The sequence below is a fragment of the Aliiroseovarius sp. S1123 genome, assembly GCF_023015885.1.
Classification (GTDB): Bacteria; Pseudomonadota; Alphaproteobacteria; order Rhodobacterales; family Rhodobacteraceae; genus Aliiroseovarius.
In genome coordinates, this window is sequence record NZ_JALKBE010000002.1 from 562237 (window position 1) to 587675 (window position 25439).

The 25439-nt window shown below is 59.1% G+C and carries 23 protein-coding genes and 4 tRNA genes; 11 read left to right on the forward strand and 16 right to left on the reverse strand.

Annotated features, from left to right (window positions below):
- Positions 1-196 precede the first annotated feature (196 nt).
- The 3 genes from ispG to hemA form a co-directional block, all read right to left on the reverse strand.
- Positions 197-1312, reverse strand: coding sequence for a flavodoxin-dependent (E)-4-hydroxy-3-methylbut-2-enyl-diphosphate synthase (ispG, locus tag MWU53_RS06190; RefSeq protein ID WP_247091465.1), 1116 nt, complete (start codon positions 1310-1312; stop codon positions 197-199).
- Positions 1313-1407: 95 nt separating this feature from the next.
- On the reverse strand, positions 1408-2613 hold the full coding sequence (locus MWU53_RS06195) for a helix-turn-helix domain-containing protein (RefSeq protein ID WP_247091468.1): 1206 nt from the start codon (positions 2611-2613) through the stop codon (positions 1408-1410).
- A gap of 107 nt (positions 2614-2720) precedes the next feature.
- Positions 2721-3944: a 5-aminolevulinate synthase gene (gene hemA / locus MWU53_RS06200; RefSeq protein WP_247091470.1), complete on the reverse strand. Its 1224-nt coding sequence runs from the start codon at positions 3942-3944 to the stop codon at positions 2721-2723.
- A gap of 269 nt (positions 3945-4213) precedes the next feature.
- On the opposite strand from hemA, the gene MWU53_RS06205 reads away from it, so the two are divergent.
- Entirely contained in the window at positions 4214-5590 is a 1377-nt protein-coding gene (locus tag MWU53_RS06205; protein WP_247091471.1) for a M20/M25/M40 family metallo-hydrolase, read from the forward strand.
- A 59-nt stretch (positions 5591-5649) separates the two neighbouring features.
- On the opposite strand, the gene MWU53_RS06210 is transcribed toward MWU53_RS06205, so the two are convergent.
- The 5 genes from MWU53_RS06210 to MWU53_RS06230 all read right to left on the reverse strand — a co-directional run bounded on the left by MWU53_RS06210 (position 5650) and on the right by MWU53_RS06230 (position 7035).
- Positions 5650-5862 carry an RND transporter gene (locus MWU53_RS06210; RefSeq protein WP_247091473.1) on the reverse strand — a complete coding sequence of 71 codons (213 nt, stop codon included), beginning with the start codon at positions 5860-5862 and terminating at the stop codon, positions 5650-5652.
- Between the two features lie 82 nt (positions 5863-5944).
- Positions 5945-6021, reverse strand: a tRNA-Asp gene (locus MWU53_RS06215).
- A gap of 151 nt (positions 6022-6172) precedes the next feature.
- Positions 6173-6249, reverse strand: a tRNA-Asp gene (locus tag MWU53_RS06220).
- Positions 6250-6328: 79 nt separating this feature from the next.
- A complete protein-coding gene (locus MWU53_RS06225; RefSeq protein ID WP_247091474.1) occupies positions 6329-6925 on the reverse strand; it encodes a histidine phosphatase family protein in 597 nt (198 codons plus the stop codon).
- A 34-nt stretch (positions 6926-6959) separates the two neighbouring features.
- Positions 6960-7035 (reverse strand) — tRNA-Val (locus MWU53_RS06230).
- A gap of 158 nt (positions 7036-7193) precedes the next feature.
- On the opposite strand from MWU53_RS06230, the gene MWU53_RS06235 reads away from it, so the two are divergent.
- Positions 7194-8195: a GlxA family transcriptional regulator gene (locus tag MWU53_RS06235; protein WP_247091477.1), complete on the forward strand. Its 1002-nt coding sequence runs from the start codon at positions 7194-7196 to the stop codon at positions 8193-8195.
- Between the two features lie 4 nt (positions 8196-8199).
- Here MWU53_RS06235 and speB read toward each other — a convergent pair whose 3' ends face one another.
- Positions 8200-9171, reverse strand: a complete 972-nt coding sequence (gene speB, locus MWU53_RS06240) for an agmatinase (protein ID WP_247091479.1) — start codon at positions 9169-9171, stop codon at positions 8200-8202.
- Positions 9172-9375: 204 nt separating this feature from the next.
- On the opposite strand from speB, the gene MWU53_RS06245 reads away from it, so the two are divergent.
- The gene (locus MWU53_RS06245; protein ID WP_247091482.1) at positions 9376-10134 is read left to right on the forward strand and encodes a hypothetical protein; all 759 of its coding nucleotides are present in this window, start codon (positions 9376-9378) and stop codon (positions 10132-10134) included.
- Positions 10135-10165: 31 nt separating this feature from the next.
- Here MWU53_RS06245 and MWU53_RS06250 read toward each other — a convergent pair.
- The 5 genes from MWU53_RS06250 to MWU53_RS06270 form a co-directional block, all read right to left on the reverse strand.
- A tRNA-Val gene (locus MWU53_RS06250) sits at positions 10166-10241 on the reverse strand.
- Positions 10242-10368: 127 nt separating this feature from the next.
- Positions 10369-12774: an endopeptidase La gene (gene lon, locus MWU53_RS06255; protein WP_247091484.1), complete on the reverse strand. Its 2406-nt coding sequence runs from the start codon at positions 12772-12774 to the stop codon at positions 10369-10371.
- Between the two features lie 220 nt (positions 12775-12994).
- On the reverse strand, positions 12995-13480 hold the full coding sequence (locus tag MWU53_RS06260; RefSeq protein WP_247091486.1) for an NAD(P)H-dependent oxidoreductase: 486 nt from the start codon (positions 13478-13480) through the stop codon (positions 12995-12997).
- Between the two features lie 80 nt (positions 13481-13560).
- Entirely contained in the window at positions 13561-14703 is a 1143-nt protein-coding gene (gene tgt / locus MWU53_RS06265) for a tRNA guanosine(34) transglycosylase Tgt (RefSeq protein WP_247091488.1), read from the reverse strand.
- A 54-nt stretch (positions 14704-14757) separates the two neighbouring features.
- Positions 14758-15009: a hypothetical protein gene (locus MWU53_RS06270; protein ID WP_247091490.1), complete on the reverse strand. Its 252-nt coding sequence runs from the start codon at positions 15007-15009 to the stop codon at positions 14758-14760.
- A 253-nt stretch (positions 15010-15262) separates the two neighbouring features.
- Between MWU53_RS06270 and MWU53_RS06275 the strand changes: the two genes are divergently transcribed.
- The 4 genes from MWU53_RS06275 to MWU53_RS06290 are packed head-to-tail and all read left to right on the forward strand — an operon-like array spanning position 15263 to position 17480.
- Positions 15263-15628, forward strand: coding sequence for an SUF system Fe-S cluster assembly protein (locus tag MWU53_RS06275; protein WP_163035471.1), 366 nt, complete (start codon positions 15263-15265; stop codon positions 15626-15628).
- Between the two features lie 49 nt (positions 15629-15677).
- The gene (locus MWU53_RS06280) at positions 15678-16358 is read left to right on the forward strand and encodes a SatD family protein (RefSeq protein ID WP_247091493.1); all 681 of its coding nucleotides are present in this window, start codon (positions 15678-15680) and stop codon (positions 16356-16358) included.
- Positions 16351-17058 carry a DUF3307 domain-containing protein gene (locus MWU53_RS06285; RefSeq protein ID WP_247091495.1) on the forward strand — a complete coding sequence of 236 codons (708 nt, stop codon included), beginning with the start codon at positions 16351-16353 and terminating at the stop codon, positions 17056-17058. The genes MWU53_RS06280 and MWU53_RS06285 overlap by 8 nt, the downstream gene beginning before the upstream one ends.
- A 29-nt stretch (positions 17059-17087) precedes the next feature.
- A complete protein-coding gene (locus MWU53_RS06290) occupies positions 17088-17480 on the forward strand; it encodes an iron-sulfur cluster assembly accessory protein (protein WP_247091497.1) in 393 nt (130 codons plus the stop codon).
- 94 nt (positions 17481-17574) lie between these two features.
- Here MWU53_RS06290 and MWU53_RS06295 read toward each other — a convergent pair whose 3' ends face one another.
- Positions 17575-18492 (reverse strand): 2OG-Fe(II) oxygenase family protein, encoded by a 918-nt coding sequence (locus tag MWU53_RS06295; RefSeq protein WP_247091499.1) that lies wholly within the window; start codon positions 18490-18492, stop codon positions 17575-17577.
- A 131-nt stretch (positions 18493-18623) separates the two neighbouring features.
- Here MWU53_RS06295 and tpiA point away from each other — a divergent pair, with 131 nt between their 5' ends.
- The 4 genes from tpiA (at position 18624) to MWU53_RS06315 (ending at position 23542) form a co-directional block, all read left to right on the forward strand.
- Positions 18624-19370: a triose-phosphate isomerase gene (gene tpiA / locus MWU53_RS06300; RefSeq protein ID WP_247091502.1), complete on the forward strand. Its 747-nt coding sequence runs from the start codon at positions 18624-18626 to the stop codon at positions 19368-19370.
- 113 nt (positions 19371-19483) lie between these two features.
- Positions 19484-20881, forward strand: a complete 1398-nt coding sequence (locus tag MWU53_RS06305; RefSeq protein WP_247091503.1) for a pyridoxal-dependent decarboxylase — start codon at positions 19484-19486, stop codon at positions 20879-20881.
- Between the two features lie 146 nt (positions 20882-21027).
- On the forward strand, positions 21028-21762 hold the full coding sequence (locus MWU53_RS06310; RefSeq protein ID WP_247091504.1) for a hemolysin III family protein: 735 nt from the start codon (positions 21028-21030) through the stop codon (positions 21760-21762).
- 241 nt (positions 21763-22003) lie between these two features.
- Complete coding sequence (locus MWU53_RS06315) at positions 22004-23542, forward strand: trimethylamine methyltransferase family protein (protein ID WP_247091506.1); 1539 nt, start codon at positions 22004-22006, stop codon at positions 23540-23542.
- 66 nt (positions 23543-23608) lie between these two features.
- Here MWU53_RS06315 and MWU53_RS06320 read toward each other — a convergent pair whose 3' ends face one another.
- Positions 23609-25429: an ABC-F family ATP-binding cassette domain-containing protein gene (locus tag MWU53_RS06320; RefSeq protein WP_247091508.1), complete on the reverse strand. Its 1821-nt coding sequence runs from the start codon at positions 25427-25429 to the stop codon at positions 23609-23611.
- Positions 25430-25439: the final 10 nt, after the last annotated feature.

The window sequence follows — 25439 nt, forward strand, 5'->3', positions numbered from 1 at the left end:
AATTTCTCATTTCCTTGCACGGCCATCGGCGTCCCCGCCTGTTCCGCGCCCCCACTCTTGCAAGACAAGGTTAACAAACACTTATTTTCTTGCACCAAATATCCTGGGGGTTCGAGGGCTTCCCGGAAACTGTCTGGGAGACAGTTTCGCCTGAGAACGGGCGGAGCCCTGGGCTGGCTCGAGGGGGCAACGCCCCCTATTCTGCCGCTTCTGCCTCGATTTCAGAGGCGCGTTTTTCAACCAACTCCACGATGTGATCGACCATCTTGTCGTTGTCGAGCTTATGATCCTGTTTCCCAGCGACATAGACCATACCCGATCCAGCCCCGCCGCCGGTAAAGCCCACATCGGTCATCAGCGCCTCGCCGGGGCCGTTTACAACACAGCCGATGATCGACAGGCTCATTGGTGTGTGGATATGGGCAAGCCGTTCTTCCAGCGTGGCGACCGTATTGATCACGTCAAAGCCCTGACGCGCGCAGGAGGGGCAAGAGATGATGTTCACGCCGCGATGGCGCAGGCCGAGGGATTTCAGGATCTCAAAGCCGACTTTAACTTCTTCCACGGGATCGGCCGACAGACTGACCCGGATCGTGTCGCCAATGCCGGCCCACAGCAGGTTCCCCAGACCAATGGCGGATTTGATCGTGCCAGAGACGAATCCGCCCGCTTCGGTGATCCCCAGATGGATGGGGGCGTCCGTAGCCTCGGCAATACCGTGATAGGCCGCGGCAGACAGGAACACGTCAGACGCCTTAACGCTGATCTTGTATTCGTGGAAATCGTTGTCTTCCAGAATGCGGATATGCTCGAGCCCCGACTCCACCATCGCTTCCGGGCAAGGTTCGCCATATTTTTCAAGCAGATGCTTCTCAAGCGAGCCCGCGTTCACGCCGATCCGGATCGAGCAGCCGTGGTCCTTGGCCGCTTTGATCACCTCGCGTACGCGGCCAGCATCGCCGATGTTGCCCGGGTTGATCCGCAGGCAGGCGGCGCCTGCTTCAGCGGCTTCGATGGCGCGTTTATAGTGGAAGTGGATGTCGGCCACGATGGGGACCGGGCTTTCGGCCACGATCTCTTTCAACGCGGTGGTGGACCCCACATCCGGGCAGGATATCCGTACGATGTCAGCGCCTGCTTCTGCCGCCGCCAGCACCTGGCCCAGCGTGGCCTTCACGTCTGAACTGTCCGTATTGGTCATGGTCTGCACCGCGATCGGCGCGCCGCCACCAACAGGCACATTGCCCACCATGATCTGCCGGGATTTCCGGCGTTCGATATCACGCCACGGACGAATGGGATTGTGAGACATGTGTAGAATTCCAGCTGGCTTCTCTTGCTCAGACAGATAACCCGCGTTCGCACCTGCGACAAGGTACGCACGGGAACTGATTGCTCACGATGTGATTATTCGGCGGCTTGCAACTCGGCCACGACGGTTGCCAGATCGGCGTCGCCCTCAAGATCGGCCAGCGCGAAGGTCTCACGCACAGCATCCTGAGACAGGGCGATGTTTTTAACGACCGTTGCCCCATCGCCTGCGGGACCATAAGCGGCGCCGTTCACGGCGAAATAGATCGAACCCGCATTCCCGGACCGCATGATCGGGGCCTGCTCGGTCTTCGGCAGGACATAGGTTTCGCCCGCATCGAGGATCTTTTCGAAAATCACGCTGCCATCAGCGGATTGAATGCGAACCCAGGACGGACGGACGGCAAACACAGCCACGTCTGCGGCATCTGCCCCCAACACCTGAACTTTGCCTGCGGCCGGCGCTGCGCTGGCAAGGCGCGTGTCGCTTTCCGGGAAGCTTTCTTCGATGACAGGAAGCTTAGGCGTTTGAAGCCCTGCTAGAACGCCAACTGAATTCGGATTCAGCGTCGAGATCGGTGCGTCGCGATGGGTCAGAACCGGTACGTCCAGCGCCTGAGGGCGATAGAGGCGGTCCAAAGCCTCGACTGTCGGCGGCGCGGTCAGGCCAGCGGCTGCGACTTGTGTGTTTTCACCTTCAGCAAGAGGTGCATTTTCCAGCTCGGGCAGTTCAGACAACACACCCGGCGTCTGTTCGATGGGTGCGAAATCAACCCGCTGAACTTCTTTCAGCATGGCCCAGCCGCCATAGCCAAGCCCGCCAATCAGCAAAAGCAGCATCGAAATCGATCCGATTGCGCCCGGCTCGATCCCGGCAAAAATGCTTTCCTTCTGGGGAACCCAGGTAGCATTCGGATTGGACAGGGGGTCTCCGCGATGTTCCGAGGCACGTCGCGTCTTTTTCTCGCTGACCAGCCCATTGGACAGGCCGCGATCAACTTCGAACCCGGCTTCCGCGCAGAAGGTCGAAAAAGCCCATTCGGGATCAAGACCCAAGTAGCGCGCGTAGGACCGAACATAGCCAGCAATAAACCCTTGCGCCGCAAAGGCCGAGGGGTCTGCGTTTTCGATGGCTGCGATGTAAGAGGCTTTGATCTTTAGCTCGCGCTGAACATCCAAAAGAGACTTGCCAAGCGTTGCACGTTCTCCGCGCATCACATCGCCCAACAGGACATCGTAGGAATCGAACCCCGTAGGTTGTTCTTCATCCTCGACCTGAGACGTGCTCCAACGCCCGATCATGCCAACTGCTCCTGATGCCTCTTGTCCCGAGGAAACGATTCGTGGTCCTTCGTTTCCCTGTGGGGAAAGTAACACATCACGGAAATTTGTGTATATTAACTTTCAGCTTAGGCCGACAGTTCGGCACGATTTAGCTCACAGTGCGACCACAGGCTATCCAGGGCGCGCACCAGCTTGTCCATTTCGTCCGGACCGTGCACTGGCGAGGGCGTAAACCGCAGCCGTTCTGTGCCGCGCGGAACCGTTGGGAAGTTGATCGGCTGGACGTAAATACCGAAGTTTTCCAACAACATATCGGACAGCTGCTTGGTGTGAACCGGGTCGCCAACGATCACGGGAACGATGTGCGAGCCGTGATCGATGATCGGCAGGCCCATCCCTTTCAGGCGGGTCTTCAGGATCTTGGCTTGGGTTTGATGCTGGTCACGCAGCGACTGGTCGGTCTTCAGATGCTTAACCGATGCTGCAGCCGCAGCCGCCACCGAGGGCGGCAGAGAGGTCGTGAAGATGAAGCCGGGCGCATAGGAACGCACCGCGTCACACATCTTGGCCGAGGCAGCAATATAGCCGCCCATCACACCATAGGCTTTCGCCAACGTGCCGTTGATGATGTCGATCCGATGGGCCAGATTGTCACGCTCGGTAACCCCTGCCCCGCGCGGGCCGTACATGCCAACAGCGTGGACTTCGTCGATATAGGTCAGCGCGCCGAACTCGTCTGCCAGATCGCAGATCTCTTCAATCGGGCCGAAATCGCCGTCCATCGAATAGACGCTTTCAAAGGCGATCAGTTTCGGGGCGGCGGGATCATCGGCTTCCAGAAGCTCGCGCAGATGGGCCACGTCGTTGTGGCGAAAGATGCGCTTGGCACCCCCATTGCGGCGCACGCCTTCGATCATCGAGGCGTGGTTCAGCGCGTCCGAATAGATGATCAGACCGGGAAACAGCTTCGGCAGCGTCGACAGGGTCGCGTCATTGGCGATGTAAGCCGAGGTAAAGACCAGCGCGGCTTCCTTGCGGTGCAGGTCTGCCAGCTCGGCCTCAAGCCGTTTGTGGTAAACCGTGGTGCCCGAAATGTTGCGTGTGCCGCCCGACCCGGCGCCGGTGGCGTCGATCGCTTCGTGCATGGCTTCAAGAACAACTGGATGCTGGCCCATGCCCAGATAGTCGTTGCCGCACCATACGGTGACCGGCATTTCGCTGCCATCAGGCTTGGTCCAAGTCGCATGAGGGAACTGCCCTTTGCGGCGTTCAATCTCGATGAAGGTGCGGTAGCGCCCTTCCTCATGCAGGCGCGACAGCGCCTCGTCCAGCTTGTTTTCGTAGTCCAATTTACCCTCCCGGGCCGTTTCATCCAGTTCCCTGCGCAGCTTATACAGGGATTTCCCCGCAAAACACATTCAAAAAAACGTATGTCGCGCCTGTTCGCTTGCCCATTTTCCGGGACTGACCGCGGTTTTACATTGATCCACCTCAAACGGAAGCATTTTCATCACGAGCGCGACAACTCGTCCATGGGACCTTTGGACAGGATCGGATCTGGACAGTGGCAATGGCAGTGATAGGCTCGGCGCAAACTTCCCGTTACCGGAGACACGATATGTCGCTTGACCAAGTTCTGGACCGCATTGATGCGGACCTTCCCGATGCTCTCGATCGTTTAATGGAGCTTCTGCGCATCCAGTCGATTTCCACCGATCCCGCCTTTGCAGACCATTGTATCACCGCCGCGAATTGGCTGGCGAATGATCTGAAAACGATTGGTTTTCAGGCGGATAGACGCGACACCCCCGGCCATCCGATGGTCGTGGGACATGGCGGCGATGGGGATCGCCACCTGCTGTTCTATGGCCACTATGATGTGCAGCCCGTCGATCCGCTGGACAAGTGGGATCATGACCCGTTCGCGCCATTTGTCGAAGACACCCCCAACGGCAAGATCATCCGCGCCCGTGGGGCATCGGACGACAAGGGTCAGTTGATGACCTTCATCGAGGCCTGCCGCGCCTGGAAAGAGGTGCATGGATCGCTACCTGCGAAACTGACCATCTTCCTTGAGGGGGAAGAGGAATCAGGCTCGCCCTCGCTGGTACCTTTCATGGAGCAGAATCGCGACGAACTGACCGCCGATATCGCGCTGATCTGTGACACATCCATGGTCAGCCCCGGCGTGCCCTCCATCGCCAGCCAGCTGCGCGGCATGCTGAAGGATGAATTCACGCTGGTCGGGCCGTCGCTGGATCTGCACTCGGGCCACTATGGCGGACCGGGCCTGAACCCGCTGCGTGAAATGTCCCGCATCATTGCCAGCTTCTATGACGACGAGACCGGCAAGGTCGCGGTCGAAGGCTTCTATGAGGGCGTCCATGACACCCCTGCCGAGCAGCTGGACGCGTGGGAGAATTCGGGCTTCGATCAGAAGGCCTATCTGGACAATGCGGGCTACACGCAGAGCCACGGCGAAAAGGATCGGTCCTGCCTTGAACAACAATGGGCACGCCCGACGCTGGAGGTGAACGGGATCTGGGGTGGTTATAACGGCGTTGGCTCGAAAACCGTGATTCCGTCCGAGGCACACTGCAAGATCACCTGCCGCTTGGTGGGCGATATGGACCCCGACAAACTGCGTAACCGCGTGCGTGCGCATGTCGAGGCGCAGCTGAAGCAAGATATGAAGGTGATTTGGGACAACGATCTGGAAGGCTCGCCCGCGGCCGTGATGGACATCACCCGCCCCGAGTTCGCTGCGGCCCAGAAAGGCCTGTCGGACGAATGGAATCGCGACGCGGTCTTTGCGGGCATGGGCGGATCTATCCCGATCGCGGGCTATTTCAAATCAATCCTCGGCATGGAAAGCATGCTGGTGGGATTTGCCAATGATGACGACAAGATCCACTCGCCGAACGAGAAATATGACCTAGAGAGTTTCCACAAGGGCATCCGCAGCTGGGCGCGAATCTTGGCGGAACTGGCTTAAACCCAGTTAAGTCGCAAAAGCCACCAAAGCCCCGGACGCAGCCGCGCTCCGGGGTTTTTTCATGCCTGTTTCAGGCGCGCCAGTTTCAGAATCAGCAAGATCCACGGCACCCCGTGCAGAAGAAGGTCGAAGATATCGACAGGCTTCACCAGCGCACCAGAGACCAGCATCATCAGCTTCTCCCAGACATGCGGTGGCGCGAAGGGGGCCAGCCCCAATGTCAGGCAGGCAATCAAGATCAAAGAGAATGGCATTTCATCGATGAAGGACATGAGAGTCTCCTGATCCAAAGGGTTACACCACACGGGTTCACCCGCCTTAACAGGCCCAAGCACTTGATGAAATGTGGTGAAGTGGCGCGGTTGACGGGGCTCGAACCCGCGACCCCCGGCGTGACAGGCCGGTACTCTAACCAACTGAGCTACAACCGCGCGTAGCGGTGGGAATAGCCCGAGGTCCGCGGGGGGTCAATGGGGAAAAATGCTGTTTCTGAGGAAAAATTTCAATGCAAGATGCGCACGCGTTTCGCCACTCCTGAAACGAAAAAACCCCGCCAAGGGCGGGGCTTCTTTCGGGCAGTGGTGGCGCGGTTGACGGGGCTCGAACCCGCGACCCCCGGCGTGACAGGCCGGTACTCTAACCAACTGAGCTACAACCGCTCACTGCCAGTCTTGCGACTGTTTGGGCGTTCTAGGCCCACCCGCCGGAGGCGTCAAGCAGCCTTTTGCAGATTTCGAATTATTTTTCGATGACGCGATGTCCGAGGTCGGGGTGAAGGTGGAAAATGATCCCCTGCCCGCCCGGCAAATCCATCATTCCATCTTCATCCACCCCCAACCAGCGGGCGCGCAACACACGCGACAGGATGCCATGGGTGAAAATCACTGCGGGCGTCTCTAATGTGTGCAGAAAGCTTTCCGTACGCGCTTCGAGATCCAGCAATGTCTCGCCGCCAGGTGCGTTGAAATGCCAACTGACCATGTCCTGTTCAGCAAGGGTCGCCAAGGTCGGCCAGCCGGCGCGAACTTGGGCCATGGTTTTCCCCTCCCACGCGCCAAATGCAATCTCGGCAAGACGTGCGTCCTGTACGATACTGGCGCCGGTCCAAGCGGTCGCGATGCGCGCCGTGTTCAATGACCGCCCCTGGGGCGAACTAAACACCGTCACGTCCGTCCTATCCCCGATCTCACGCCGCAACATGCCCGCCATCGCAATCGCCTGACGCCGCCCTTTTGCGGTCAGCGGCGAATCCAATCGTCCCTGATGACGCCCAGCCGCATTCCACACGGTTTGCCCGTGGCGAATAACGAAGATTTCCGGATAGAAAGATCCCATGCAGGGATCATGCACGATACTGAAGGGGAGTAAATGGTGGGTGATGAGAGACTCGAACTCCCGACATCTTCGGTGTAAACGAAGCGCTCTACCAACTGAGCTAATCACCCGCCGTGGGACGCGACATATCGCTATTCGCCGGGGCTTGGCAAGAGGTGAAATCCACTTTTTTCAATTTCTGACGCGGACGCATTAAAACTGGACGCTGAGTTACTTTGTGTGCATGGGAAAGCGCGCTAGACTGCTTCCATTAGCTATCAGGTTTGCCATGCAAGAACCCGTCGTCCCCAAGGGCGTTGCCCATGTCGCTGTCTCCCCCCCGACCGAGCCCGAAACCATTGTGTTCGTGCTTCTAGACAACCTGTCGATGCTCGCGTTCACCTCGGCCATCGAGCCATTGCGCATTGCCAACCAGTTGACGGGGCACATCCTCTATCGTTGGACCACCATGTCGGCAGACGGCCAAAATGTGCGCTGTTCGAACGGGATCGAGATCGGCATTGACCGCCCCATCGGCGAGACGCCTGCCAACAGCCGCATTTTCGTGTGCTCAGGCGTGCAGCCCGAAAAATCCGTGTCGACGAAGGTCTCGGACTGGGTGCGGCTGCAATGGCGGCTGGGGCGCACGGTCGGGTCGCTTTGTACCGGAGCCTATACGCTGGCGAAGGCTGGCATTCTGGGCGGACATAAGTTCACCCTGCATTGGGAAAACATCGCCCCCTTTCGCGAACATTTCCCGGACCTTGATCCGGTCGAGCAGCTTTACACCATCGACAACCGCGTACTGACTTGCGGTGGTGGTGCGGCGGCAACGGACCTGTTCTTACGACTGATCTATGACACGCATGGGCCCGTTCTGGCGCAGGCGGTTCTGAACATGTGTCTGCACACCGTCCAGCGGTCCGAGACCGACCGCCAGCAAAGCTCGACCTCGGCAACCATTGGCGTGCGCAACGACAAGCTGGTGCGGGTCCTGGCGTATTTTGAAGATAACTTAGAGGACAGCGTCAATCTGGACATTGTTACCGAAGAACTCGGCATTTCGCGTCGCCAGATGGAGCGGCTGTTCCGCCATCATCTGAACACGACGCCGAAGAAATACCTGCAGGATCTGCGCCTGCAACGCGCCCGCATCCTGCTGGCGGAGACCGACATGGCAGTCGTCGATGTGGCCATCGCATGCGGCTATGATTCTGCGGCCTATTTCTCGAAACGGTTCCGCGAGACGTTTGGCATGTCCCCCCACCGGTTTTCGGCCGGCGGGGGATAAGACCTTATCCGGCTTTCTTGTTGTGAAAGATGAAGCCCAGGAAATTCAGCAAAAGCTGTGCTGCCAGAATCTGTGTGCTCTCAGAAGGGTCATAGGCTGGGGCGACCTCGACCAGATCAATGCCGACCACGTCCCCGCGCTTGCTGAGCCCCTGTAGGATCTCAAGCACATCGTAATAGGCAAAGCCCCCGTGGCTGGGCGTGCCTGTCCCCGGCGCGATAGACGGGCAGAACGCGTCAATATCAATGGTCACATAGTAGCGCGCCCCTTCAGGGATGCGCTCCAACACACCGTCCGTCCCCAGCTTGCGCACCTGACGCACCGACAGAATGTCCGAGCCCCGCGCCCGCGCATCGTCATAGCCTTCCTTTGCCGTGGACGAGACGTTGCGAATCCCCAGCTGCGTCATGCCCGAGACATAATCCTTCTCGATCGCGCGGCGCATCGGGTTGCCGTGACCTTCGGTCACGCCGTGGCGCTCGTCCACAAAATCCAGATGGGCGTCGATTTGGACCACATGGATGGGGCCATTTTCGGCACAGTCTTCTTCAAAAGCGCGAATGCATGGGATGTTGATCGAGTGATCGCCTCCGATGGTCACGGGCAGCGCCCCTGCATCCAGAATTTTCTTCACGCCATATTCGATATTGGCGTGGCTCTTGTCGGTCATGGTGTGAACGATATCAGCGTCCCCCAGATCCACGATCCGCACGTCGCCACCCAAATAGGTCGCGTCATCTTCGTGATCATAGGCCCCCGCATGACCGAAGCTGAACAGGGTCGAGGCTTCGCGCACTGCGCGCGGGCCGAACCGTGCACCGGACCGGTACTGACAGCCGAAATCAAACGGGGCGCCCAAGACGGCCACATCGGCGTCAATCTGATCCCAGTTTTCGACATAGGGCTTCTTGCCAAAGGTTGCGATTCCAACAAATGGCAGGTTCAACCGACCGCCTGCATAGCCGTGATCTGACATGCGTCCCTCCTATTGCGTGACTGAGGAAGTGAAACGGAAAACCTGCGCAGGGGAAAGCAGAATTCGCCGAACCGCTGAATACAATTGCCCTATGTTTCCCACGCGCTTGGACTTGAACCGGGGACCCGCTGCGCCCTAGATTGTCCCAAATGACGCGATGCGCGTTTTAAAGACCTATAGCGACTGAGTATAATGGGGCCCGATTTGAGCGAACTACTTTTTGACGGTGCATCGCTTCGGGTCATCGGAAGCTCGGTCGAGCGGCCCAAACTGTTCGTCTCGTTTGACCATTGGCGGCGCGAAAGGAACTCGTTCCCCGACTACACTCCGTCAAAGACCGCCCTGAACCACGGCTATGGGCATATCTACATTCAGACGGCCCAAAATGACTGGTTTCTGAATCAAGATACCGACCGGTTGCGCGGTTTTCTGACAGAACTGTGTCAGGGCAAGGAAAGCTGCTCGGTCGGGTTCTCGATGGGGGGATACGGGGCGTTGCTGTTTGCCAATGCCCTTCGCCTTCGCCGGGTTCTGCTGCTGTCCCCGCAATATTCAATCATGCCTGCGAAAGCGCCATATGAAATGGCCTATCGGCACGAAGCGGCCAGTCTGGATCCCGCCTTGGATCAGCTTGAGCCCTTAAACGACGGGCACCGGCTTCAGGGCATCATTGCCTATGACCCACGACAAGCGCCACAAGATCGCCTGCACGCAGACCATATCCGCGCCCTGCATCCTGACCTTCAGCCCGTCGCCCTTCCCTTCGGCGGACACACGGCGCTAAAGCATATGGAAGGCACTGGCGTCATCCACGATATTGTCCAGACCTTTATCGAAGATGATCTCTCGGCAGGTGCGATCCGGGGTGTGCACGGATTGATCGGACGAAATTCGACGCGATACAAGCAGCGCCTGAAAGCCTATCTCAAGCAACGGAGCATGCGTACGGGGAACACTCCCTAAAGAGGGCCAATGCTTTGTAATCAAAGGAGATTGGTGGGTGATGAGAGACTCGAACTCCCGACATCTTCGGTGTAAACGAAGCGCTCTACCAACTGAGCTAATCACCCGACTGGACGCTATTTAGCGCCGCCGTGCGGAGGGTGCAAGAGGCAGAATGAAGCCAATTAACCGCTGACAGAAAAAGGGCGCGACAGATGACTGCCGCGCCCCATGATTTTGCCGATCCGATCTGGATCAGTGTGCCACGGCACCCGATCCGCCCGCGTCCTTGGCCAGTGCCTTGGCGGCGGCCTCTTCCGCGGCTTCGTCCCATTCGACGGCTTCAGGTTTGCGCACCAAAGCGTGTTTCAGAACCTCGGACACATGGCTGACGGGGATGATGGTCAGCCCCTCTTTCACGTTGTCCGGGATCTCGCGCAGATCCTTTTCGCTCTCTGCCGGGATCAGCACGGTCTTGATGCCCCCGCGCAGCGCGGCCAGCAGCTTTTCTTTCAAGCCGCCGATGGCCAGCGCATTGCCGCGCAGTGTGACCTCACCTGTCATGGCGATGTCTTTCTTCACCGGAATGCCCGTCAGGACAGACACGATGGACGTGACCATGGCCAGACCGGCCGACGGACCATCCTTGGGCGTCGCACCTTCCGGCACGTGCACGTGGATGTCCCATTTTTCGAACTGGGGCGGTTTTACTCCGATCTCCGGCGCAATCGAGCGGACATAGGAGCTGGCCGCATCAATCGATTCCTTCATCACGTCGCCCAGTTTCCCGGTGGTCTTCATCCGACCTTTACCGGGCAGGCGCAGCGCCTCGATCGACAGCAGATCGCCGCCAACGCTGGTCCAGGCCAGCCCCGTGACAACGCCGACCTGATCAGCCTCTTCAGCCAGACCAAAGCGGTGCTTGCGCACGCCCAGATAGTCGTCCAGCAACTCGGGCGTGACCTCGACGGTCTCGACCTCTTTCTTCACCAGCTTGGTCACGGCTTTCCGCGCAAGCTTTGCCAGTTCACGCTTCAGGTTCCGCACGCCTGCTTCACGGGTGTAGTAGCGGATGATGTCGGTCAAAGTGCTTTCCGGCACCGCAAACTCACCCTTCTTCAGCCCGTGATCCTTGATGGTCTGGGGCAGCAGGTGACGCGAGGCGATCTCGCGCTTTTCGTCTTCGGTGTAACCAGCCAGCGAAATGATCTCCATCCGGTCCAGAAGCGGGCCCGGCATGTTGTAGGAGTTCGCAGTGGTCAGGAACATCACGTCCGACAGGTCGTATTCCACTTCAAGATAGTGGTCGACGAAAGTCGAGTTCTGTTCCGGGTCCAGAACTTCCAGCATTGCAGATGCCGGATCGCCACGGAAATCCTGCCCCATCTTGTCGATTTCATCGAGCAAGATCAGCGGGTTCGTGGTTTTTGCCTTCTTCAGCGCCTGGATGATCTTACCGGGCATCGAGCCAATGTAAGTCCGGCGGTGACCACGAATTTCGCTTTCGTCACGCACGCCACCCAGCGAGATGCGAATGAACTCGCGCCCCGTGGCCTTGGCGACCGACTTGCCCAAGCTGGTTTTACCCACGCCCGGAGGGCCAACAAGGCACATGATCGGGCCTTTCAGCTTCTTCGAGCGCTGCTGAACAGCAAGATATTCAACGATACGTTCCTTGACCTTCTCAAGCCCATAGTGATCAGCGTCGAGCACTTTCTGGGCATTGTTCAGGTCTTTTTTCACGCGGCTTTTCTTGCCCCAAGGCAGACCCAGCATCCAGTCCAGATAGTTGCGCACAACGGTGGCTTCGGCGGACATGGGCGACATGTTGCGCAGCTTTTTCAGCTCGGCATCCGCCTTTTCGCGGGCTTCCTTGGAAAGCTTTGTTTCCTCGATCTTTTCTTCCAGCTCGGCCAGTTCGTTCTGGCCTTCCTCGCCGTCGCCGAGTTCCTTCTGAATGGCCTTCATCTGCTCATTCAGATAATACTCGCGCTGGGTGCGCTCCATCTGCGATTTCACGCGGGTTTTGATCTTTTTCTCGACCCGCAGCACGGACATTTCGCCCTGCATCAGGCCAAAGACCTTCTCCAGCCGCTCGGACACGGTGAAGGTTTCCAGAAGCTCTTGTTTCTGTTCAACCTCGACACCCAGATGACCGGCGACAAGGTCTGCCAGCTTGTCGGGCGCGCGCGTCTCGGACACGGCGGCAAGCGCTTCTTCAGGAATGTTTTTCTTGATCTTGGCGTAACGCTCGAACTCTTCCCCGACCGAGCGCAGCAGCGCTTCGATCTCGTTCGGGTCGCCCGGACGTTCGTCGATCACTTCGGCAAACGCCTCGAAGTAATCGGCATTATCGACATAGTCGGTGATGCGCACACGCGACTGCCCTTCGACCAGCACCTTCACGGTGCCATCGGGCAGTTTCAAGAGCTGCAGCACATTGGCCAGCACACCGACCTGATAGATGCCGTCCACGTCCGGTTCGTCCACGGAAGGGTCGATCTGGCTGGACAGCAGGATCTGCTTATCATCCGCCATGACCTCTTCCAGCGCACGTACGCTTTTCTCGCGTCCTACGAACAGCGGCACGATCATATGCGGGAACACCACAATGTCGCGCAGCGGCAGGACCGGGAAGGATTGGCTCAGTTGCTCACTCATGGATCTTCCTTATGGTTGGGCAGTCAGCGTGTCCCCGATATTCGGCAGATCACACGTCCTCCTGGAATTCAGCCTTGGTTAATAGGCCTGTCACGCCGAAATGGGGATGCGGTTTGGGGTTTTCAACCGCGCTCGGCGAGCGTTTGACACCATTGTGACCAGCAATTTCGCGATCCACAAGGCAGGTGCCCGAATTATCCACAGGAATTTCAGGCCTGATTTAAAAGACGCCCAGCGCAAGACCTGCGGACAGCGCCGCCCCAAGCTCGCGACAGGGCGCCAAAGCCTCCGCATCCAGCTGTTTCGGGGCCAGAATGGCTTCGGGCGTTTGAGCATGGGTGCAAATGATCAAGGGCGGCTGAACCTCGCGCAGACGCCAGCCGGTGGCAATCCGGGCCAATTGACGTGCAGCCCCTTCCCCGTCCGATCCCGCACAGATCATCTGGGCATAGGGGCGTCCCGCGATCTGCCCCAAAACAGGGTAATAGCAGCGATCAAAGAACTCTTTCATTTGACCAGACAGGCTGGCGAGGTTTTCCGGCGCGCAGAACAGATACCCCGCCGCACCCAGCAGGTCATCGGGTCCGGCCTCCTCCGCCGTCAGAATACGTGCCGCCCCCTCGTCACGGGCTGCATCAAACGCCGCCTCGGCCATCTGCCGCGACCCGCCGGTGCGCGAGTGCCATATGATCAGAAGCTCTGCCATACCCCTCAATACCAACCCACGCTTTTTCTTGTCAAAAATATCCCAGGGTGAATGCGCGCAGCGCAGAGGGGCAGCGCCCCTTAAAGCGGATCGATATCCCCCTGCGCACGATTTGCGTGGAAATCGGCCTCCCACGCGTCAAAGCGCCCTTCGGAAATCGCATCGCGCATGCCCTGCATGATCTCTTGGAAGTAATGCAGGTTATGCCACGTCAGCAGCATACCCGAAATCATCTCGTTCGAACGGAACACATGATGCAGATACGCACGCGAGTACTTCGCGCAGGCCGGGCAGGTGCAGTTTTCATCAATCGGGCGCGGATCATCCTGATGGCGCGCGTTCTTGATGTTCAAGACGCCCATGCGCGTCCAGACCTGACCGGTGCGGCCCGAGCGGGACGGCAGCACGCAATCCATCATGTCCACACCGCGCTTCACGGCCCCCACGATGTCATCGGGCTTGCCCACGCCCATCAGGTAACGCGGCTTGTCTTCGGGAAGGTATCCGGGCGCATAGTCGAGACAGTCAAACATCGCCTCCTGCCCCTCGCCCACGGCCAGACCACCAATGGCGTAGCCGTCGAACTCGATGTCCCGCAGCGCCTTAGCTGATTCCTCGCGCAGATCGGCCTCGAGCCCGCCCTGCATGATGCCAAACAGCGCATACCCCGGGCGATCCCCAAACGCATCGCGCGAGCGTTGCGCCCAGCGCATCGACAGCCGCATACTTTCAGCAATCCGCTTGCGGTCGGCAGGCAGCGCGGGGCATTCGTCAAAGCACATCACGATGTCCGAGCCCAGAAGCTTCTGGATCTCCATCGAGCGCTCCGGCGTCAGTTCGTGCTTCGACCCGTCGATGTGGGATTTGAAGGTCACGCCCTTTTCGGTCAGTTTTCGCAGGCTCGCCAGTGACATAACCTGAAACCCGCCACTATCGGTCAGGATCGGCTTGTCCCAATTCATGAACTTGTGCAGCCCCCCCAACCGGTCGATCCGTTCCGCAGTCGGGCGCAGCATCAGGTGATAGGTATTGCCCAGCAGAATATCCGCGCCGGTCGCGGCAACGCTTTCGGGCATCATCGCCTTTACAGTGGCCGCGGTCCCCACGGGCATGAAGGCGGGCGTACGAATGTCACCACGCGGTGTGTGGATGACACCTGTACGCGCGCGCCCATCGGTCGCGTTCAGTGTGTACGAGAACTTTGTCGTGCTTTGATCAGTCATGGCCGAGATGTGGCCCAACACGGCCCGAAAGCCAAGGGCTATTGTCAGATTGGCTCACCCCTTAGGTGGCGTTTTCTCGGCAGTCTCAGTTGCAAGGGCAGCCACAATCGCAGGATCCTCAGCCAAGCGCTGCGCCAGCCTCTCTAACCGACGGCTGGTCACCATCAGTTCTGTCATGGTGATCGGATCCAGATGCGTGGCAAAGTCATAGGTGAAATCCTGAACCATTTGCGCTGCATCGGACAGCTGAGCAATCCTGTCTTTAGTGCCCCCCCGCTCCGGGAAGCCTTCCATCTCCGTGGTCATAGCGCCACGCACCCCTTATCGATCCCCTCACCCAAAATGGGCATGCCCCCATCGGAGCCCTCCACGCGAAGGTGACCTGCAACTATGGCGAAATTTGGCCCCCACTTCGTCAATATAAAGCTGTAATTGTGGTGCGGTATTTCCGGGGCTAGACCACAGTTTTCGTCTTCATTTCTCCCTGTCCGTCATTGCCCCTCTGGACCTCGCGACACGAGAACCCTATATGTTCGCTCAGGATTAGAGCGAGACCAGCATGACCGATACAGCCGACACCCGGATCGAAGGGGAACCCCTGATCAAACCGTCCAGCGTAGAGCACCCGCTTTATGACGCGGTGGTCGAAGCCTGCCGTACGGTCTATGACCCGGAAATCCCTGTGAACATCTTCGATCTTGGCCTTGTCTACACGATCGAGATCAACGACCAGAACGAAGTCGACCTGATCATGACCCTGACCGCCCCCGGCTGCCCCGTTGCAGGTGACATGCCCGGCTGGTTGGTCGAAGCGATCGAGCCAGTCGCGGGCGTAAAGCAGGTGAATGTCGAACTGACATGGGAGCCGCCCTGGGGCATGGAAATGATGTCCGACGAGGCGCGACTGGAACTGGGCTTCATGTAAGCCCTCATCCGCATCCTATTTCGGGTGCATATCCACAAAGCAACCAAAAATGATTGCTAAAATGGTTTGCAGGCGATATAGCTTGCATATGCCAGAGATAGCCGTCCTTACCGGAGACATCATTGGATCCACCAGCCTCTCAAAAGAAGCTTTGGATCAAATAGTTGCGCGCCTAAAGGCCGCAACAATTGAGATGTCCGACTGGAAAACTGAAAACAACGCAATCAAAACGGCATTTGCCCGCCGCGGAGGCGATGGCTGGCAGGCTATCCTGACGGCTCCTGAACTCGCACTACGTGCGGCCCTATTTCTGCGCGCTTCACTTATGGCAATGGGGCCATACCAGACCCGCATAGCGATCGGCACAGGCTCAGGTGACGTATCGCACCAGACGATGGCCGACCCCAATCACGGGTATGGTCACGCCTTCTTCTCATCAGGGCGGCTTCTTGAGAACCTTCCGAGAAACGCAACGCTTCAGCATGCAACAGCCGGAGGAACTGCTGCGGCATCCTCACTTGCTGATCACATCTCATCAACTTGGACCGAAGCACAAGCACATGCGATGGCACTCGCAATTGCGCCTGAAAATCACACACAGCAAGTCATTGCCGACCAACTGGGCATATCAAGACAGGCCGTTGCAAAATCTCTGAAATCAGCAGGGTATCCAGCTATAAAGCTAGCATTACACCAAATTGAATCCGGCGAGGCCGCCCAAGATGATTGAAACCTTCGCAGCCCTCCTCTTCGCCCACGTACTGGCTGATTTTGTCTTTCAAACCAATTGGATCACCGACAACAAGCGGCGTCCGCAAGTCCTGCTTCTGCACGCGCTGATCGTTCTGTTTACCGCACAAGCTGCACTGGGTATTTATGACGCGCCTGAGTTGCTTGTCCTCGCCTTCGCGCATCTGGTCATCGATGCGGTGAAGTCGCTGGGTGGATTTCAGAGACTCTCGGGCTTTCTGTGGGACCAAGTGGCACATCTGACAACCATCGCAGTCGTTGCGTTCTATGCCCCAACGCTTTGGGGCACATGGCCGGACGCCACCCTGCCCCTTATGGCACTGGCGACCGGCGCCATCATTGCCACCCGCGCGGGCGGGTTTGCCGTGGGGTTGCTCATGCAGCCCCACGCCATGCGCATCCGCAACAATGGGCTGAAAGGTGGCGGCTGGACCATCGGCATTCTGGAACGTGGCTTGGTCTTTGTTCTACTCTTGGCCGACCTGCCCCTCGGCGTGGGCTTTCTGGTCGCCGCGAAATCCATCCTACGTTTCGGCACAGCCAGCCGCGACCAGCGCACTGCCGAATATGTGATCATCGGCACGCTCGCCAGTTTCGGCTGGGCCATCCTTGCAGGTTTTGCCACCCAAGCCCTGCTTTCCCTTCTGCCCCCGCTTGAGATTGCCGCCTGGCTCCCCTAAATTAGGGGTAAGCGACAAGGATCACACATATGTTCGGTATTCCCGGCAAATCACCCATCACCATGACCCCAGCGGCCGAGGCTCAAATTGCCCGGCTGATGGAGAAGGACGGCCATAAGGGCCTGCGCATTGGCGTCAAGAAAGGCGGCTGTGCGGGGATGGAGTACACCATGGACTATGTCGACGAGGTCGAGCCCCATGACGAGGTGGTCGAACAGGGCGATGCCCGCGTGATGATCGCCCCGATGGCGCAGATGTTCCTGTTCGGGACCGAGATTGACTATGAAATCTCGCTTCTGGAAAGCGGCTTCAAATTCAACAACCCGAACGTGACCGAGGCCTGCGGCTGTGGCGAGTCGATCAAATTCGACGACACACTGTCCGCCGCCCCTGCGGATCTGAACGCTCCGCCGAAATTCTAAGCACGCCAAAGCACCCGCATTTTCTTGCCAAAAATATCCTGGGGGAATCCGGGTGACCGCCGGGCACACGGATGGGGGCAACGCCCCCGAAGGCTCAGCTTCCAGTCTGCGCCATCAGGTGCAGATACGTCTCGTCAAACCGCTTCTTCATATGATCGCCTGCCATGATCACCTGACCCGATGCTTTCGGGGCCACATTGGTGTCATGGTTGGGATTGAAGAACATCGGGACCGAAATACGCTCATCCCCAGACCCAACCACGCGGTGCAAGGTGGCCTTCACACGGCCCTCTGTCCACATCTCCAACATCTCACCGAAATTGATCACGAAGTCCCCAAGCGGAGCGTTCACGGACAGCCAGATTTCGTCCGCGCCCAGCACCTCAAGCCCCGCAACCCCGTCCGAGGCCAAAAGCGTCACGCAGCCGTAATCCGTATGCGCGGCGATGCCGAAATCCCTGTCGCCAGCCCAATCCGGCCGCGGCGGATAGTAATTCCCGCGCAAAAGCGCCATCGGACGGGTGAAGGCCGCGTCGAAATAGGTCTCATCCTCGCCAATCGCGGCGGCGATCCCGCGCAGCACCCCCATCGCAACGCCCAGCGCCTTGGCATAGTAGGCCTGAATGGCTTCACGAAAGCCCTCAAGCTCGGGCCATTGATTGTCGCCGTAGACCGACAGGTTCAAGGCGCGCAGCGGGTCATTTGCGGCCAGTTCAAACCCACAATCAAAGACCTCTTTGAAATCCGGGTTGGCGTCGGGATCCACCTGTTCGCTGCCCGCAGCGCCCCAACCGCGATTGGCACCCGTCCGCGCCATGTTCACCGCGTCCTTCACGTCCTTGGGCTGGTGAAAGAATGCGCGATACATCGCAATCGTCTCGGCCAGCTCATCTGTGCTGATCGCCGTGTTGTGCACGGTCAGAAAGCCCACCTCCTGCACCCCACGCAACAGCTCGGCCATCGTGGCAGGATCACGGGCATCAATCAGGGCAGCATCCAGTCTGGGGATCATCGGGGACCTCGCAAGTAAACTTGTCCGCTTCTACAGGACGCATTCCACGGATCAACGGCAAAATGGCAGCAGGGCTTGACGCCCCGCACGCCGCAATGGAAAACGGACCGAACATGACAAGGGAGATCGACATGCGGCGCAAACTGGCAGCAGGCAATTGGAAAATGAATGGCCTGCAGGGCAACCTGACCGAGCTGGACGCGCTGGCGCAGGGATTCGGTGACGCTGACTGCGATATTCTGATCTGCCCCCCGGCCACGTTGATCCACCGCGCGGCCCTAGCCAGCGGCGACACCATCGCCATCGGCGGGCAGGATTGCCATGCTGCAGAAACTGGCGCGCATACGGGCGACATCTCGGCCCAGATGCTGAAAGACGCGGGCGCAAGCTATGTGATCCTTGGTCACTCGGAGCGTCGTGAAGATCACAATGAAAGCGACACAGATGTGCGCCAGAAAGCCCGCGCTGCGATCGACGCGGGCTTGAAAGCTGTGATCTGCTGCGGTGAAAGCCTGGAAGAGCGCGAGGCCAACAACACGCTGGACATTATCGGCGGGCAACTGGCGGGCTCGATCCCTGATCAGGTCACGGCTGAAAACCTGATTGTTGCCTATGAACCCATCTGGGCGATTGGCACCGGGAAAGTGCCCACGTTGGATCAGATTGGCGAGGTACATGATTTCATCCGCGACCGTCTGGTGCGCCGCTTTGGCGATGGTGTCGGCCTGTCGACCCGTATTCTCTATGGCGGTTCGGTCAAGCCCAGCAACGCGGCCGAGATCTTTGGTGTGTCCAACGTGGACGGCGCGCTTGTGGGTGGGGCCAGCCTGAAGGCCGAAGACTTTGGCCAGATCATCACGGCGCTGGCGTCGGCCTGACCAGCGTCACACATCAGATTTCCAAAACCCCGGCCCTTGCGTCGGGGTTTTTCGCATCTTGACAGACCAGACCATATATTTAACATCGCAATTAAATATTGCAGGAGCCCCCGATGGACTACGACGATCTGGCCGACTGGCAAAAACGTGCCGCCGATTGGGCGCGCGATTATCACGCGGGTTTGCGTGACCGTCCAGTGCGCCCGGACATCGCGCCGGGGGAGTTTCTGGCCAAGATCGAAGCCCCGGTTCCCGAAGCCCCGGAAGCGATTGAAACTATTTTCGACGACTTCACCCGGCTTGTGCCCGATGCAATGACCCATTGGCAGCACCCCCGTTTCTTTGCCTATTTCCCGGCCAACGCAGCACCCGCGTCAATGTTGGCCGAGCAACTGGCCAACGCCATGTCCGCCCAAGCGATGCTGTGGCAAACCGCGCCCGCGGCCAATGAAATGGAGGATCTGGTGATCCGCTGGCTGCGCGACGGGATGGGCCTGCCTGACAGCTTCACTGGAACCATCCATGACAGCGCGACAACCGCGACCTTTTCCGCCGTGACCACCATGCGCGAGCTGGCGCTGGACCATACAGGTATCACCAAGGGCTTGTCCGGCGCACCGCAGCTGCGCATCTATGCCAGCGCGCAGACCCACTCCAGCGTCGACAAAGCCGTGCGTCTGTCGGGGATCGGGCAGGATAATCTGGTGAAAGTGCCGACTATCCCGGGGCATCCCACGTGGTCGATGGACCCTGACGCACTGGATCGCCTGATCCGCGAAGACATTGCCGCAGGGTGCAAACCCGCGGGCGTTGTGCTTTGCGTGGGTGGCACCTCGATCGGCGCCTGCGATGACATCGCCGCCTGCATCAAGGTCGCCCACGGCCATGGGCTGACCGTTCATGTGGATGCGGCCTGGGCAGGGTCTGCGATGATCTGCGCGGAATTCCGGCATCTTTGGGCCGGGATCGAGGACGCCGACAGCATCATCTTCAATCCGCATAAATGGCTGGGCGCGCAGTTTGACTGCGCCGTGCAGTTTCTGCGCGACCCTGCCCCCCAGATCGGGGCGATGGGCCTGCGCCCAGAATACCTGAAGACGCAAGGCGCCGACGAGATCGTGAACTACAACGAATGGACCCTGCCCCTTGGCCGCCGCTTCCGCGCGCTGAAAATCTGGTTCCTGCTGCGTGCCGAAGGTCTGTCCGGCCTGCGCGCCCGCATCCGCAATCACGTCGCGTGGGCGAACGAGGCAAGCGACGCCATCGCCGCCCTGCCCGGCTTTGACATCACGACGCTTCCGATCCTGTCGCTGTTCAGCTTCCGATACCAGAATGACGCCAAAACCGCCGAGCTTTTGGAGCGTGTGAACCGCGACGGGCGCATCTATCTGACCCAGACACACCACGACGGACAATTCGTCATTCGCGTGTCTGTAGGACAGTTCACCTGCACGCGAGAGGACGTGATGGCGATCCCACAAGTTCTGGCCGAACTTATTAAAGAACTGTAACGTCAGGAAATCTTTACATTTTCGAGATTATGCTCTATCCTATAGGGGCTGGTGTCACGGGCATCTGACATTTTATTGACCAAAGCCCGGCACACCCAAGCCTGTATCGCCCCTTATATTAGAGGCAAGCGAGAGAGGGTATTCACATGGATCGTTTCCGTGAACATTTTCTGGGCCGCTACACTGAAAACCTGTCGGACAGCTGTACCGCCCATCACACTGACACTCTGCCCGACCGGCACCATTTCGGGCAGCATTTCACCTTTCGCGAATATGTGGCGGATGGAGTTGTGCATGGGCTGGGCGTGATCGCTGCGCTGATTGGGTCGATCACCTTGATCCTTTGGGCAACCGGCGACGCGCCAATGGGACATCTGCCACCGCTACTGGTCTATGGCATCGGGATGGTCGCCAGCTTTGGCCTTTCCGCTGCCTATAACATGACCCTGCACTCATCCGCCCGTTCCGTTCTTCGTCGCTTTGATCATGCGGCGATTTTTCTTTTCATCGCCGCCACCTACACGCCCATCGCGCTGATCGGGATCGGGGGGACCACCGGCGTGGCCTGGGCCGCCCTGATCTGGAGTGTCGCGCTGTTTGGCATGACGCTGAAGCTTTTCTTCCTGTGTCGGTTCGAGCGGACAGGCTTCATGCTAACCCTGATGCTGGGCTGGATGGGTGTTCTGATGATCGGGCCTTTGCTGGCCAGCGTCAGCCTTGGGGTGCTGATCCTTTTGGTGGGCGGGGGGTTCCTGTTCACCATCGGCACGCTGTTTCACCTGCGCGAGCATTGGCCGTTCAACCGGGCGATCTGGCATGTGCATGTGCTTTTGGGTGCCGCCGCCCACTATGCTGCCGTTGTGATGGTCGCGTGGTCCTGATCGCCCGTTGGCCCGACTAATTGGACACAGAAAGCGTCATAGAGAATGACGCAAACGGAACAGAATCCTTCGGCCACGTCTCCAATAGTTGACCATACGGAGGACCCGATGGACCGACTTGACTGGATCATCTCGATTGTTGTGCGCACCATTGGCGCAGAACGTGGTCGCGCAGCGCGTGGCCGCCCTTGCTGATGTCATTTCCCAGAAATTGACAGAACAGCAGCAAGGACATCCCCATATGACAACAAGAACTTCGCGCCGCGCAGGTGGCCGTCAGGCCCGCCAAGCCCTTCGCGCAGCCCCTTTGGCCAAAGATTCGCGCCCCGTACGCGCAGGACTTGAAGGCGGCGCATACAAGCCCCTTACCCCGGAAGGCATGGAGCGCATTCACCAAGCAGCCCTTGACGCATTGGAGCAGATCGGTCTGGCCGACGCCCCTCCGTCTGGCGTCGAGATCATGACAAAAGCCGGCGCCATTCTGGGCGATGACGGACGTCTACGCTTCCCCCGCGCCTTGGTCGAGGACATGCTGGCGAAGGCCGCCAAGGACCTCACCCTGTGCGCACGCGATCCGCAGCACGATCTGAACCTTGCAGGCACGCGCGTCCATTATGGTACCGCTGGCGCAGCCGTGCATATGGTCGACGTGGACGGGCGCGAATACCGCGACAGCACCGTGCAAGACCTGCATGACGCCGCGCGGATCGTGGACCAACTGGACAACATCCACTTTCTGCAGCGCCCTATGGTGTGCCGCGACATCCCCGACAACCGCGAGATGGACCTGAACTCGATCTATGCCAGTGTGACAGGGACCAAGAAACACATCGGTGTGTCTTTCACCGAGCCGGATTTCGTCGATGACGGGATCGAGCTTCTGCACATGATGGCGGGGGGCGAAGACAAGTGGCGCGCACGTCCTTTCGTGTCGAACTCGAACTGTTTTGTCGTGCCGCCGATGAAGTTCGCCACCGAAAGCTGCCAGGTGATGGAGAAGGTCATTGCCGCGGGCATGCCAGTTCTGCTGTTGTCGGCGGGCATGGCCACCGCCACCGCCCCGCCCACGTTGGCAGGCACGATCGTTCAAGCCGTGGCAGAGTGTCTGGCGGGCGTGGTCTATGTGAACGCGATCAAACCGGGCCATCCGGCGATCTTCGGCACTTGGCCTTTCGTGGTCGATCTGCGGTCTGGCGCTATGTCGGGCGGATCGGGCGAGCAGGCTTTGCTTACCGCAGGCTGCTCGCAGATGCACCAGTTCTATGGGCTTCCAGGCGGCGCTGCGGCGGGGTTCTCGGATTCGAAACTGCCCGATATGCAAGCCGGGTGGGAGCAGATGTGCTCGAACGTGATGGCGGGCCTGTCTGGTTTGAACATGGTGTACGAGGCTGCAGGCATGCATGCGTCCCTTCTGGGCTTCTGCCATGAAAGCCTGATCCTTGGGAACGATATTATCGGACAAGCCTTGCGCTGTGTGCGCGGGATCGAGGTGACCGAGGATGCAGTCAGTCTGGACATGATGCGGTCGGTCTGTCTGGGCGGTCCGGGGCATTATCTGGGCGAGGATCAGACGCTGAACCTGATGCAGACGGAATATGCCTATCCAACCCTAGGCGACCGCACGTCGCCCAAGGAATGGGCCGAGGTTGGAAAGCCTGATCTGGTGCAGGCGGCCAAGGCGCGGAAAGAGGCCATTCTGGCCGAACGCTCGCGCGCGCATCTGGATCCGGTTGTGGATGCGGCGATCCGCGCGCGGTTCAACATCCACCTGCACAAGTAAGAAAGATCAGGACCGGGGGTTTTGCACCCCCGGACCCCCGCAGGATATTTCTGGCAAGAAAATGCGTTAGCTGGCGGCTTCGGCTTTTTCCTCGAGCTCGAGCCATTCTTCCTCGGCGGCGGCAAGTTTCAGTTGCCGCTCGGCCAACCCTTCCGAGGCCTTCTTGAACTTCACTGGTTCTTTCGAAAACAGGTCCGGGTCCATCAGGAACTCTTCCAGTTTAGCGATCTCGGCCATCAAGCGGTCGATTTCGCCGGGAAGCGAATCCAGCCGGTGTTTTTCGGTGAAGCTGAGCCCCCCGGCGGCGGTCTTTTCCTTGGGCTTGTCTTTCGGGACGGTCTTGGGTTTTTCGGACTTCTTGGCTGCTGGGACGTCATCTTCCTGACGTTGCGCCCGGTAGTCTGACCAACCGCCAGCATAGGCGGTGGCAATTCCATTGCCTTCCATGGCAATCGTGCGCTCGGCCACGCGGTCCAGAAAATCACGGTCGTGGCTAACGACCAGAACGGTGCCGTCAAAGCCCGAGATCAGCTCTTGCAGCAGGTCCAGTGTTTCCACATCCAGATCGTTGGTCGGTTCGTCCAGCACCAGAAGGTTGGATTGCCGCGCCATGATGCGGGCAAGGATCAGGCGGGCTTTTTCACCGCCGGATAGCGAGCGTACCGGTGCGCGGGCCTGCTCGTCTGAAAAGAGGAATTCTTTCAGATAGCCAACCACGTGCTTCGGGTTGCCACGCACCATCACCTGATCGGATTTGCCCGAGATACTCATCTCTGGGTCCGAGGTCAGGTTCTCCCACAAGCTGGCGTTTTCATCCAAGGTCGAGCGGTTCTGGTCAAAGACCGCCATCTCGAGCCCGGTGCCGTGGGTCACACTGCCCGTATCAGGGTCTTCCTGCCCGGTCAGCATTTTCAGAAGCGTGGTTTTGCCCGCGCCGTTGGGACCGACAAGGGCAATGGTCTCGCCGCGCATGACGCGTAGATCGAAAGGTTTCAGGATTACTTTGTCGCCATAGGTTTTCGAGATCCCCTTGGCTTCGATCACCTTGCGGCCAGATTTCGGCCCAGCCTCGAGCGCCATTTCGGCGGCGCCCTGCCGTTTGATCTGCGATGCACGTTCGTCTTTCAGTGCATGCAAAGCCCGCAGGCGGCCTTGGTTGCGTTTGCGCCGGGCTGAGATTCCTTCGACGGCCCAGCGGGCCTCGGATTTGATTTTTCGGTTCAGCTTGTGGCGGTTCTGGTCCTCTTCTTCCCAGACCTTGTCGCGCCACGCTTCAAAGTTCTCGAAGCCTTTCTCCTGACGACGCACCTGCCCCCGGTCGACCCAAAGCGTCGCGCGGGTCAGCGCGCGCAGGAAAGCGCGGTCGTGGCTGATCAGAACAAAGCCCGCGCGGGTTTGTTTCAGCTCGTTTTCAAGCCATTCGATGGCCTGAATGTCCAAGTGGTTGGTGGGTTCGTCCAAGAGCATCAGTTCGGGCGCTTCAGCCAGCAGCTTGGCAAGTGCGGCGCGGCGACGCTCCCCGCCCGAGGCGGTGGCGACCGGCGTATCGAGCTTCATCTTCAGCCCTTCGGCCACGCGCTCGACCAGATAGTCATGTCCCGGCTCAAGGCCCGAGGCGGCGAATTCACCCAGTGTCTCAAAGGCGGACAGGTCCGGGTGCTGGTCCATATAGCCCACGGTGACGCCCGGCGACAGAACGCGGGTACCAGTGTCGGGCTCGACCATGCCGGCCATCATCTTCATTAGGGTCGATTTGCCCGACCCGTTGCGCCCGACCAGCGCCACGCGATCGCCGGGCTGCACCACCAGGTCCAGACCATCAAAGATAGGGTCGCCGCCGAATGTCAGGGCGATATCGTTCATTTGCAAAAGGGGTATACGTGCCATAGGGCCGGGT